The organism is Streptomyces sp. Xyl84 (assembly GCF_059731885.1).
Genome location: NZ_AP029182.1, coordinates 3,258,953 through 3,271,121, shown reverse-complemented (window position 1 = coordinate 3,271,121; position 12,169 = coordinate 3,258,953). Strand labels below are relative to the sequence as shown.

General features: G+C 71.5%; 10 protein-coding genes. 8 read left to right on the top strand and 2 right to left on the bottom strand.

Going from position 1 to position 12,169, the window contains the following annotated elements; all coding sequences use genetic code 11:
* Nucleotides 1–3: 3 nt before the first annotated feature.
* The 7 genes from nadC to AC6I72_RS14075 all read left to right on the top strand — a co-directional run bounded on the left by nadC (nucleotide 4) and on the right by AC6I72_RS14075 (nucleotide 4,948).
* The gene (gene nadC / locus AC6I72_RS14105) at nucleotides 4–981 is read left to right on the top strand and encodes a carboxylating nicotinate-nucleotide diphosphorylase (protein WP_498001108.1); all 978 of its coding nucleotides are present in this window, start codon (nucleotides 4–6) and stop codon (nucleotides 979–981) included.
* Between the two features lie 8 nt (nucleotides 982–989).
* Nucleotides 990–1,787, top strand: a complete 798-nt coding sequence (locus tag AC6I72_RS14100; protein WP_366725354.1) for a type III pantothenate kinase — start codon at nucleotides 990–992, stop codon at nucleotides 1,785–1,787.
* A gap of 230 nt (nucleotides 1,788–2,017) precedes the next feature.
* Nucleotides 2,018–2,839, top strand: a complete 822-nt coding sequence (locus AC6I72_RS14095; protein WP_498001106.1) for a hypothetical protein — start codon at nucleotides 2,018–2,020, stop codon at nucleotides 2,837–2,839.
* 54 nt (nucleotides 2,840–2,893) lie between these two features.
* On the top strand, nucleotides 2,894–3,085 hold the full coding sequence (locus tag AC6I72_RS14090; RefSeq protein ID WP_498001104.1) for a hypothetical protein: 192 nt from the start codon (nucleotides 2,894–2,896) through the stop codon (nucleotides 3,083–3,085).
* Between the two features lie 139 nt (nucleotides 3,086–3,224).
* Nucleotides 3,225–3,779 carry a BlaI/MecI/CopY family transcriptional regulator gene (locus tag AC6I72_RS14085; protein ID WP_498004689.1) on the top strand — a complete coding sequence of 185 codons (555 nt, stop codon included), beginning with the start codon at nucleotides 3,225–3,227 and terminating at the stop codon, nucleotides 3,777–3,779.
* A gap of 9 nt (nucleotides 3,780–3,788) precedes the next feature.
* Nucleotides 3,789–4,346: an amino-acid N-acetyltransferase gene (locus tag AC6I72_RS14080; RefSeq protein WP_051812175.1), complete on the top strand. Its 558-nt coding sequence runs from the start codon at nucleotides 3,789–3,791 to the stop codon at nucleotides 4,344–4,346.
* Nucleotides 4,347–4,609: 263 nt separating this feature from the next.
* Nucleotides 4,610–4,948: a histone-like nucleoid-structuring protein Lsr2 gene (locus AC6I72_RS14075; RefSeq protein ID WP_498001102.1), complete on the top strand. Its 339-nt coding sequence runs from the start codon at nucleotides 4,610–4,612 to the stop codon at nucleotides 4,946–4,948.
* A gap of 22 nt (nucleotides 4,949–4,970) precedes the next feature.
* Here the strand turns inward: AC6I72_RS14075 and AC6I72_RS14070 are convergent, their stop codons facing one another.
* Nucleotides 4,971–5,603, bottom strand: a complete 633-nt coding sequence (locus tag AC6I72_RS14070) for an SCO3374 family protein (RefSeq protein WP_498001100.1) — start codon at nucleotides 5,601–5,603, stop codon at nucleotides 4,971–4,973.
* 441 nt (nucleotides 5,604–6,044) lie between these two features.
* Between AC6I72_RS14070 and AC6I72_RS14065 the strand changes: the two genes are divergently transcribed.
* Nucleotides 6,045–8,570, top strand: a complete 2,526-nt coding sequence (locus AC6I72_RS14065; RefSeq protein WP_037850435.1) for an ATP-dependent Clp protease ATP-binding subunit — start codon at nucleotides 6,045–6,047, stop codon at nucleotides 8,568–8,570.
* A gap of 101 nt (nucleotides 8,571–8,671) precedes the next feature.
* Here the strand turns inward: AC6I72_RS14065 and AC6I72_RS14060 are convergent, their stop codons facing one another.
* Entirely contained in the window at nucleotides 8,672–11,722 is a 3,051-nt protein-coding gene (locus tag AC6I72_RS14060; protein ID WP_498001098.1) for an NACHT domain-containing protein, read from the bottom strand.
* Nucleotides 11,723–12,169: the final 447 nt, after the last annotated feature.

Below are 12,169 nucleotides of genomic sequence, written 5' to 3'. Positions count from 1 at the left end.
CAAGTGAGCACCGAAGACCTTCCCCTCGCCTCGAACGGAGGCTGCGGCGACGGCTGTGCCTGCGGCGCGGACGCCGACGAGGAGTACCTGGAGTGCGGGCTGGACCCCGCGCTCGCCGAGCTGCTGGCCGCTGCCGGACTCGATCCCGTGGAGGTCGAGGACATCGCCAACGTCGCCATCCAGGAGGACCTCGCCCACGGCGTGGACGTGACGACGGTCGCGACCATCCCCGAGGAGGCCGTGGCCACCGGCGACTTCACCGCGCGTGAGGCCGGCGTGGTGGCGGGTCTGCGCGTCGCCGAGGCGGTGCTCTCGGTGGTGTGCACGGACGAGTTCGAGGTCGAGCGGCACGTCGAGGACGGCGACCGCGTCGAGGCCGGACAGAAGCTGCTGTCGGTCACCACGCGCACGCGCGACCTGCTGACCGCCGAGCGCAGCGCCCTCAACCTGCTGTGCCGCCTGTCGGGCATCGCCAGCGCCACGCGCGCGTGGGCGGACGCCCTGGACGGCACCAAGGCCAAGGTGCGCGACACCCGCAAGACGACGCCGGGTCTGCGGTCCCTGGAGAAGTTCGCCGTCCGGGCCGGCGGCGGCGTCAACCACCGCATGTCCCTCTCGGACGCCGCCCTGGTCAAGGACAACCACGTGGTGGCCGCCGGCGGCGTCGGGCAGGCCTTCAAGGCCGTACGGGAGGCCTTCCCGGACGTGCCGATCGAGGTCGAGGTCGACACCCTGCACCAGCTGCGGGAGGTCGTGGACGCGGGCGCCGACCTGATCCTGCTGGACAACTTCACGCCCGGTGAGTGCGAGGAGGCCGTGGCGATCGTCGACGGCCGCGCGCTCCTGGAGGCCTCGGGCCGGCTCACCCTGGGCAACGCCCGAGCCTACGCGGAGACCGGTGTCGACTTCCTGGCCGTCGGGGCCCTCACCCACTCCTCGCCGATCCTGGACATCGGCCTGGATCTGCGCGAGGCGGAGTAGGACCGGCCATGCTCCTGACCATCGACGTGGGCAACACGCACACCGTCCTCGGCCTGTTCGACGGCGAGGACATCGTCGAGCACTGGCGCATCTCCACGGACGCCCGCCGCACGGCCGACGAGCTGGCCGTGCTCCTGCAGGGCCTGATGGGCATGCACCCGCTGCTCGGCGACGAGCTGGGCGACGGCATCGACGGCATCGCGATCTGCGCGACCGTGCCGTCGGTGCTCCACGAGCTGCGCGAGGTGACCCGGCGCTACTACGGCGACGTGCCGGCCGTGCTCGTCGAGCCGGGCGTCAAGACCGGGGTGCCGATCCTGACCGACAACCCCAAGGAGGTCGGCGCGGACCGCATCATCAACGCGGTCGCGGCCGTCGAGCTGTACGGGGGCCCGGCCATCGTCGTGGACTTCGGCACGGCGACGACGTTCGACGCGGTCTCCGCGCGTGGGGAGTACATCGGCGGCGTCATCGCCCCCGGTATCGAGATCTCCGTGGACGCCCTCGGAGTCAAGGGCGCCCAGCTGCGCAAGATCGAGGTGGCCCGGCCGCGCAGCGTGATCGGCAAGAACACGGTCGAGGCCATGCAGGCGGGCATCGTCTACGGGTTCGCCGGACAGGTCGACGGTGTCGTGGGCCGCATGGCCCGGGAACTGTCCGACGACCCGGACGACGTCACCGTGATCGCGACCGGCGGGCTCGCCCCGATGGTGCTCGGCGAGTCCTCCGTGATCGACGAGCACGAACCCTGGCTGACCCTGATCGGACTGCGGCTGGTCTACGAGCGCAACGTGTCCCGCATGTGACGCGGCCGCCCGTCCACGCGCGCGTGCAGCACCGCACCCGCACAGCACGCGCGCGTGGCAGCACGCGCCACCTGCGGCTCACCCGGCACCGGTCCACAACGCAGGCAGCCGTGCACGCCCGGCGCGACCTGCACAGCGCGCACGTCGTGCACGACACTCCGCGCGCCACACCGGACGCCACGTACGCGCCTTATGTCGAATTTGTCTGATTAGCGCGTATGGTCGGCCCTATGCCCACGCCATACGGAACCCGCGGCGGCATGGCGTTCGGCGCGGAGGAGCTGCGTGTGCTCCGCCGCGCCCTCGCCGTCGCCCTTCATCTCCGTCCCGCCCGCGCCGAGGACGTGCAGGACTGCCGCCGCCTCGCCGAGTCGCTCGACGAGGCGATGCGCGAGGGTGCCCGGCTGCGCGCGTTCCTGGTGGCCGATCTGGCCCGCTACCGTGACGCGCTGCCCGGCACGGCCGTCGGCTACCTCGCACTCCTCGAAGAGGCCCTCGGCGCCGGGTACCTGCCCGGTTCCGACGACCTCGCCGCCCTGGGCGCCCTGCGCGGCAACCCGGCCGCCGCGGCGCTCCTGCGCCGCTGCCGGCCCCGGCCCGCCGCCGCGGCGACGCCCGTCCCGGCGTCGTCCGCCCCGGCCCCGCACAGCCCGTCCACCCCGTCCGCGCCCGTCCCGTCGGTGCCCGCCTCCCGCGGCCCGCGCGAGCCGCTGGACGCTCTCGGGCCGCAGCGGCGCCCCAGCGGCCCCACCCGGATCCCGGGCCCGGCTCCCGTCCCCACCGTGCCCGGCGCCCGGACGGACCAGGGCGGCGGATCCGGCCAGGAGCCCGTGAAGCGGCCGGCGCCCAAGCCCGGTGAGCGTCCCGCCCCGGCGCGGCCCGCCCCCGCGCAGCCCCCACCCGCCCGGCCCGGCCCGGCGCCCGCCCCCGGGGGTGACAAGCCCGTACGCCGTCCCGTCCCCACGCCGGGTGAGGTCTTCCCGCGGCGCAAACCGGCCCCGCCCTCCCAGAACCCGCAGCAGCGGCTGACCGCGCGACTCGCCGCCGTGTAGCGGTCCGGGCCACCCCGCCCCTGTTTGTCCCGCGCTCCTGGCTACTCTGGATCCATGGACTACGTCTCCGCACTCGTTCCGCCGATCGTGATGGCCGCCTTCTTCATCGGTCTGGTCAGGGTGATCGTGAAGACCCAGGGCGGGGCCGCCAAGGCCAAGGAGGACGCGGCCGTCGACGCCGCCATGGCCTCCGCCCGCGCCGGTCAGACCGCCGCCCCCGCGGGCACCGCCTCCACCGACGCCTGACCGGGCGTACGGCCCCCGGCACGGACACCCCGCCGTGCTGCGCGCCGTACGCCCTTTTTGTTCGCATATGGCGTCATGGTGAAGGTTCGGCACGCCATTGCCCTCATCTCCCACTATGGTCTGAAGTGTGCCTCGCCCCTTGGGAGAACTCGAAGACGCGGTCATGACGCGGGTGTGGAAGTGGAACCGCCCGGTGACCGTTCGGGAAGTCCTGGAAGACCTCCAACAGGAACGGTCCATCGCCTACACCACGGTGATGACCGTTTTGGACAATCTCCATCAGAAGGGCTGGGTGCGGCGGGAAGCGGAAGGCCGTGCCTATCGATATGAGGCGGTCTCCACCCGGGCCGCCTACGCCGCCGCGCTGATGAACGAGGCCTGGTCCCAGAGCGACAACGCCGCCGCAGCTCTCGTCGCCTTCTTCGGGATGATGAGCGAGGAACAGCGGCGTGCCCTGCGGGATGCCGTACGGATCGTCGAAGGCACCCCCGAGGGCGGTACGACGGTCCTGCGCGCACAAGGCGCCCCCGCGGAAGCGGCCGAAGGCCCCGAACGGACCGAACGGGCCGAAGGAACCGGTACAACGGCGACGGCCGCCGGAGAAGTGACGGATACGGCCCGGGGCGCCGGCGTGCCCGCCTCCGATTCCGGCGACCGGAACCCCGGCTCGGCACCCCGCGGCACCGGGCGATAGCGTCCGTTCATGCCCGCAGAGCATCCCGTAGAGCGACCGGCAGCACATCCCGAAGTCCCCGCAAAAGCCATCACGGTCCGGCGGGCCCGGACCAGCGATGTCCCGGCCGTGCGCCGGCTGCTGGACGACTACGCCCGCGAGCGCATCCTGCTCGACAAAGCGACGGTCACGCTTTACGAGGACATCCAGGAGTTCTGGATCGCCGAACGGGACGACAACGCCGAGGTCGTCGGCTGCGGCGCACTGCACGTGATGTGGGAAGACCTGGCGGAAGTGCGCACCCTGGCGGTGAAGCCGGGACTCAAGGGTGCCGGTGTCGGTCACCACCTGCTGGAGAAGTTGCTGCAGACCGCGCGCTGGCTCGGCGTTCGCCGCGTTTTCTGTCTGACCTTCGAAGTCGACTTCTTCCAGAAGCACGGCTTCGTGGAGATCGGGGAGACGCCCGTCGACACGGATGTCTACGCGGAGCTGATGCGTTCCTATGACGAGGGCGTCGCGGAGTTCCTCGGTCTCGAACGGGTGAAACCGAACACCTTGGGCAACAGCCGGATGCTTCTGCATCTGTGATCGGCACAGGCGCGCGAAGAGCTGTCCGGGGGCGAGCCGGGGAAGCCGCATTCCGTCGGACCGGTCATGCCCGCGTTCCCTATGTCCGAAACGCGCACGTTTCCGGTCGGTGATGAGGGTCCGGTCTCTCCCAGGGGTTTGTGTTTTTCCCGCAAAAGCGGTTTGCTTTCCGACGTACTGCAGTACTGCATATAACAGGGGACGGCGAAACGGCGGATGCCCGACCAGCCCCGGCCCTGACGTTATCGATGAAAGGAAATCCGGTGGCACAGAAGGTTCAGGTCCTTCTTGTCGACGACCTCGACGGCGGCGAGGCGGACGAGACCGTGACGTTCGCACTGGACGGCAAGACATACGAGATCGATCTCACCACCGCCAATGCGGACAAGCTCCGCGGCCTTCTCGAGCCGTACGTCAAGAGCGGCCGGCGTACCGGTGGCCGTGCTGCGGGCGGGCGTGGAAAGGCGCGCGCGGCGGCGTCCGGCGGCAGCCAGGACACCGCGCAGATCCGCGCCTGGGCGAAGGAGAACGGCTACGAGGTCAACGACCGCGGCCGTGTCCCCGCGACCATCCGCGAGGCCTACGAGAAGGCCAACGGCTGACCGAGGCCGGCACGAGGCTTTTTCACGGCAGGGGGGCCCGAGCGGGCGCCGGCGGCCGGCCGCACGCGCGCCGCAGCCGGGTCCGGTGGCACTGCGTCGCCGCCGTGTTCACCAGCCGTACGAGATCGGGGGCACCCCCGCCGCCCCCCATCGCCGACATGGTCGGCAGCGAGGCCTCGACCTCGCGTCCCGGTACGGGGGGCCGCAGCCACTCGGCGGCCCCCTGCGGACCGGGACGGCCCTGCGGGCGCGTCCCGGGACCGGTGCCGGGCGGCGGCGGAGCGTCCATCAGCGTCCCCGCGCCGAGCCCCACCAGGTCCAGGTCCAGAGCGTCCCACTCCAGCCAGCGCAGCAGCCCCGGCAGCTCCTGAGCGCTGCCCGCGGCCACCAGCAGCCGCAACCGGTCCGCCTGCACCGCCACCGGGAACGCCGGCGCCGCCGGGCCGGACCCCAGATGGCGCAGCGCCGCCCGTCCGGCCTCCAGGGGCACGTCCAGGACGTCGAAGCGGTCGCCCACGACAAGTCGTACCGGTGCCCCGGGCACCGTCGCCCAGCCCAGTTCGTTCTCGTACCAGTGCCGTGCCCGGTCGCCGGGGTCGAGCGGCCGACGGGGAAGCGGGACCGGGAGAGGGATCGTGGAAAGGCTGCCGACCATGACAGTGCAACCTGCGGAAAGCGCCGGAGGTTACGCTGGGTCGCTCCGCGTGCGCACACCGTGCCGGGAGCGGGGGCGCGCGGAGGCGGTAAAGGGCGCAAGGTTGTTCGCCCATAGCGGAGGGAACCGGTGCGCGCCGCATGGAGTGTCAGTCCCTGCGGGTAAGACATTGCCTAGTGGGAGGGGGCGACACGCAGGCCGCACCCGGGCAGAGGAGTCTCACGTTCGCCATCGGCGTACTGGCGACTGGGGTAACTGCCTGGCCTGCGGGAACATCGTCTCGCACCATCGGGTTGGAGCAGATGTCGGCGTTCGGGGTCAGGAGGCCATCGACGGTGTCGGCAGTTGGAATGAGCGGTCCCCGCTTGCGGGACTAAGCTGCGGAAGGACAGGGAGGGGAAGTTCCCCCCACTGCCTGACCGCTCTGAGGAGCGATTAACGATGTTCGAGAGGTTCACCGACCGCGCGCGGCGGGTTGTCGTCCTGGCTCAGGAAGAAGCCCGGATGCTCAACCACAACTACATCGGCACCGAGCACATCCTCCTGGGCCTGATCCACGAGGGTGAGGGTGTCGCCGCCAAGGCCCTTGAGAGCCTCGGGATTTCGCTCGAGGCGGTCCGCCAGCAGGTGGAGGAGATCATCGGCCAGGGCCAGCAGGCCCCGTCCGGTCACATTCCCTTCACCCCCCGTGCCAAGAAGGTCCTGGAGCTGTCGCTCCGCGAGGCCCTTCAGCTGGGCCACAACTACATCGGCACGGAGCACATCCTGCTCGGCCTGATCCGTGAGGGCGAGGGCGTCGCCGCCCAGGTCCTGGTCAAGCTGGGCGCAGACCTCAACCGGGTGCGGCAGCAGGTGATCCAGCTGCTCTCCGGTTACCAGGGCAAGGAGACCGCCACCGCCGGCGGCCCTGCCGAGGGCACCCCCTCGACGTCCCTGGTCCTCGACCAGTTCGGCCGCAACCTGACGCAGGCCGCCCGCGAGTCCAAGCTCGACCCGGTCATCGGGCGCGAGAAGGAGATCGAGCGGGTCATGCAGGTGCTGTCCCGCCGCACCAAGAACAACCCGGTGCTGATCGGTGAGCCCGGCGTCGGCAAGACCGCCGTCGTCGAGGGCCTCGCCCAGGCCATCGTCAAGGGCGAGGTGCCCGAGACCCTCAAGGACAAGCACCTCTACACCCTCGACCTCGGCGCCCTGGTCGCCGGCTCCCGCTACCGCGGTGACTTCGAGGAGCGCCTGAAGAAGGTGCTCAAGGAGATCCGCACCCGCGGCGACATCATCCTGTTCATCGACGAGCTGCACACGCTGGTCGGTGCGGGTGCCGCCGAGGGCGCCATCGACGCCGCTTCGATCCTGAAGCCGATGCTGGCCCGCGGTGAGCTGCAGACCATCGGTGCCACCACCCTGGACGAGTACCGCAAGCACCTGGAGAAGGACGCGGCCCTGGAGCGCCGCTTCCAGCCCATCCAGGTCGCCGAGCCGTCCCTGCCGCACACCATCGAGATCCTCAAGGGCCTGCGCGACCGGTACGAGGCGCACCACCGTGTCTCGATCACCGACGAGGCGCTGGTCCAGGCCGCCACCCTGGCCGACCGGTACATCTCGGACCGCTTCCTGCCGGACAAGGCGATCGACCTGATCGACGAGGCGGGCTCGCGGATGCGCATCCGCCGGATGACCGCGCCGCCGGACCTGCGCGAGTTCGACGAGAAGATCGCCGGCGTCCGCCGGGACAAGGAGTCCGCGATCGACTCGCAGGACTTCGAGAAGGCCGCCTCCCTGCGCGACAAGGAGAAGCAGCTCCTGGCCGCCAAGGCCAAGCGCGAGAAGGAGTGGAAGGCCGGCGACATGGACGTCGTCGCCGAGGTCGACGGCGAGCTGATCGCCGAGGTCCTCGCCACGGCCACCGGCATCCCGGTCTTCAAGCTGACCGAGGAGGAGTCCAGCCGTCTGCTCCGCATGGAGGACGAGCTGCACAAGCGGGTCATCGGCCAGGTCGACGCCGTCAAGGCGCTGTCCAAGGCGATCCGCCGTACGCGTGCGGGTCTGAAGGACCCCAAGCGCCCCGGTGGCTCGTTCATCTTCGCCGGTCCGTCCGGTGTCGGTAAGACCGAGCTGTCCAAGGCACTGGCGGAGTTCCTCTTCGGTGACGAGGACGCGCTGATCTCCCTCGACATGTCGGAGTTCAGCGAGAAGCACACGGTCTCCCGCCTCTTCGGTTCGCCCCCCGGCTACGTGGGCTACGAGGAGGGCGGCCAGCTCACGGAGAAGGTGCGCCGCAAGCCGTTCTCGGTCGTCCTGTTCGACGAGGTCGAGAAGGCCCACCCGGACATCTTCAACTCGCTGCTGCAGATCCTGGAGGACGGTCGCCTGACCGACTCCCAGGGCCGGGTCGTGGACTTCAAGAACACGGTCATCATCATGACGACCAACCTCGGCACCCGGGACATCTCCAAGGGCTTCAACCTGGGCTTCGCGGCCTCGGGCGACACGAAGACCAACTACGAGCGCATGAAGAACAAGGTCTCGGACGAGCTGAAGCAGCACTTCCGGCCCGAGTTCCTCAACCGCGTCGACGACGTGGTCGTCTTCCCGCAGCTCACGCAGGAGGACATCCTGCGGATCGTCGACCTGATGATCGGCAAGGTGGACGAGCGCCTCAAGGACCGGGACATGGGCATCGAGCTGTCCCAGTCCGCCAAGGAGCTGCTGTCCAAGAAGGGCTACGACCCCGTTCTGGGCGCCCGGCCGCTGCGCCGGACGATCCAGCGCGAGATCGAGGACTCGCTGTCGGAGAAGATCCTCTTCGGCGAGCTGCGCCCCGGTCACATCGTGGTCGTGGACACCGAGGGCGAGGGCGACGAGAAGACCTTCACCTTCCGGGGTGAGGAGAAGTCGGCGCTGCCCGACGTCCCGCCGATCGAGCAGGCGGCCGGCGGAGCCGGTCCGAACCTGAGCAAGGACGCGTGACCCTTCGGGGCCGGGCGTGAGACGAGGGGCCGGTGCCTTCGGGCACCGGCCCCTCGCGCGTGTGCGCGGTTTCCGCAGGCGCGGTCTCCGCGTGGGGGCGGTCAGGATCGCGTGTAGGTGATCTCGGCCGACGGGAAGATCTCGGCGTGCAGGGGGTGCGGCGGAGTGTCTCCGGGCGTACGGAACGTCACGTGGCGCACGTTCGGCAGGCGCCGGGCCAGGTCACGGAGCAGAACCATGTTGTAGTGGAAGCTGACCTTGAGGTCGCGGACACCGGGAAGTTCGGGCATCGCCTCGAAGGCGTACGTGCTCGACGGCGCGCGCAGGGTCAGGCTGGTCAGAGCCGGCAGCGCGGCCACCTCGCCCCAGTCGGCGGCGGTGAGATCGGCGGGCGTGCCGAGGCTGAGAGCCGCCAGCGTCGCCCAGCCGCTCAGGCCGTGCAGGGCGCGCCGGTGCCGCAGGGCGTGGGGGCCCAGGAAGAGGTACTCCAGCGCGGCACCGGCCGGCAGGACGCGGGGGAGGCCGCCGTCGCGGGGCAGGCGCTGGTCCAGCGAGAGCCGTCGCAGCGAGTGCAGCGAGGCGAGTCCGGTCAGGTCGGCGATCCCCGCGAGGGCCAGGTCGGTGACGGGCAGCTCCGTGATCCGGTCCAGGCCGCGGGCCCGGCCGCAGCCCCTCAGCCACAGGCCGTCGAGCCCGGAGAACGGCAGCAGGGCGCCCAGGTCGTCGATCAGCGGGTTGTCGCACAGGTCGAGGAGGCGGACGTCCTCGCGCCCGGGGACGGCCGCCGCCATCAGGCCGGCCGGGTGCGCGCCCCGGAAGGTCACCCGCTGCCAGGGCCGCATCCGGGCCAGTGCCGCCCGCTGCTCGTCGGATTCGCAGGTGATCAGGAGGCCGTCGCGGTCCAGGTGGTCCAGGACCTCCGCCGCGTACTCCTCGGCGGGGAAGCGGCCCCAGGTGCCCACGAGCTGCCGCCGGACGTCGAGGTCCGGGTGGGAGCGGTAGCGGCGCAGGACCCCCAGGGCGCCCGCGGGCTCGTCCGTCCCGAGCACCGACGCCGTGATGGTGACGCCCCGCGCCTCCGCGTCGGTCAGCCCCTCGGGCCCCGGCAGCAGCTCCAGCACCAGGGGTCCCGCCTTGGCCAGCTCCTTGGCGCCCTCGGGGGTGCGCGGCGGTATCAGCGCGGCGGCCCGCGCCTCCACCTCGGCGCGCACCGCCGGTTCCAGGGCCGCCGTGTGCTCCAGGCAGGCCAGCGCCAGCAGCGTCAGCCGCGCGGTGTCCCGGGCGAGGAGCTGCCGCAGCACCGAGGCCCGTTCGCGCGGCCGGGCGTGCGCCACCGCCATCCGGACCACGTCCTCCCACTGGGTGTCGTCGGCGTGACGGGTGAGGACGTCGAGGTGGCCCTCCTCCACGGCGCAGCGCGCGCCCAGGTAGTCCTGGAAGGTGCGGTGCACGAAGTCCACGACGCCCTCGGCGGGCCGGCGCAGCAGGCCGCTGCGCAGCAGCAGGGTGCGCAGGACCGCGGCCGCGGTGCGGGGGTCGGCGGGCAGGGCGATCGACGGCAGGCAGCGCTCCACGATGCCCTCGGCGGTCTCGGCGGCCATCTCGGTGCGACCGCTGAGCACCAGCGCGTAGGCCAGGCGTTGCAGCAGCTCCAGGGAAGCCTCCTCGCCCAGTTCCACGCCGTCGGCGGTGTCCAGGCCGCGCTCGCGGTCCCGGCGGTTCAGCAGCATCGCGAGGGCGGCGTCGTACAGCTCCTTGCGGCCCGCGGGGAGGTAGCCGCGGCGCTCCCGGTGCAGTGCGCAGATCAAACCGCACATCAGGGGGTTGGTGGCCAGGCGCGCCAGGTCGCGCTGGGTGCGCAGGGAGTCGAGGAGGGCGGCCTCGTACTCCGGTGCCCGCGCGGCCTGGTGCCAGCGGCGTACGAAGGTCATGACCTCGGGGGCGCGCATCGGGGCGAGCGCCAGCTCCCGGAAGTCCGCCTGGGCCAGCCAGTCGGGTCGTACGGCCGTGGGGCGGGAGGTCAGGAGCCACTGGTTGCCGGGGTAGGCGGCGAGCAGGGCGCACAGCCAGTCGCGGGTGCGGTGGCGGTCGGCGGCCGGGATCTCGTCCAGGCCGTCCACCAGGACCAGGCCGCGGCCCGCCGCCAGGACGCGCTCGGCCCAGCCGTCCGGCGGGGTGAGCGGGCAGCCGACCGCCTTGAGGAAGTCGGCGGGGGCGGGCAGCGGGCCGGTGCGGACCAGGGTGCGCAGGGGCAGGACGTAGGGGACGCGGTCGCCGTCCCGGGCGGCGGTGACCGCCAGCCACTGCACCAGCGTGGTCTTGCCCGATCCGGCGTCGCCGCGCAGCAGGACGCGGGAGGCGGTGCGCAGCGCCTCCTCGGCGGGCAGCCGGCCGCTGTCCGCGGGTTCGTCCCCGTCGGGGGCCGGGCCGGGCGCGTCCTGCCGCGCGCCGGTCGCCTCCAGGCTGAGGTACGCCACTTCCAGGGGCCAGCGGTCGGGGGAGTCGCGCAGGTCGAGGCCGTAGATGGTGATGTGGTCGTGCCGCTGGGCGAGGTGGGGCAGGTAGCGGCGTTCGAAGGCGGTGTCGCGGGCGTCGGGGCGGGGGACGCGGGTGATGAGTTCGTCGATCCTGGCGATCAGCTCGGACTGGGCCCGGGTCTGCTCCACCAGGGTGCGGGCCACGAAGGTGGAGCGGCGGGTGAAGAACTCCAGGATCTGCAGGCAGGCCCACTCCGTGGCGCTGTCCAGGAAGTACGCGGCGTCGTCGGACAGTCCGTGCGCGGCCGGGGCGTGCCGGACCAGCAGCCGGGCCAGCTCGCGGTGACCCAGCCGTACGGCCTGCACGTCGTCCATGTCCAGCTCGCCCAGGGCGAGCAGGCGGTCGGCGAGGGCGCCGGTGACGGCGTCCTGTTCACCGGGCGGGAAGGGCGGCTCGCCCGGTGAGGTGCCCGCCTCCCGGACCAGCCGCCCGGCGAGCCTGCGCACCTCTTTCTCGCCCAGGGTGCGCTTCTCCCCGTGGAAGGACACGAGGTCCTTCATCCGCACCGGCCTGCCGACCAGTCCGGCGCCCGGGCCGTCGGTCACGAACAGCTTTCTGACCAGCGGCGCCACCAGGCTGGAAGCCAGTTTGCCGCCGAGTACCGTGGGCTCCATCCGCCGCACCCCCGTGTTGTCGCGAACGGCCGGAGCCTATGCCGTGACCGGCGGGTCAGGGCAACCGGCCGTCACGATCGGGGAATTCGAGGGTCTCCTCGGCGGGGCCGCCGCAGAGGCCGCCGGCGCTGTCGCCGATCACTCGGCAGCAACTCCACTGAGACGGGCGCCATATGAGCCCCGTCACAGGGAAGCGGGGGCCAACGGGGGTCGCCGGTGACATGGGGCACAGACGTTTCATCCCGTACTAGGACACTTAGTGGGGGACAGGAGTCAATAAATCGGACATTTCGGCATCCTGGATGGGGTGATGTGGGGGTTTTACAGGGCTTTTGTCCCAGATGGGCGAGGTGTCAAGAGATCTGAATCACTGCCCCCTGTTACTAGTTTGCGTCGTAGTGGGGGTGTTTGAGGGCAGGTGACCGGCGGGGTTACCAAGGTGTGGCC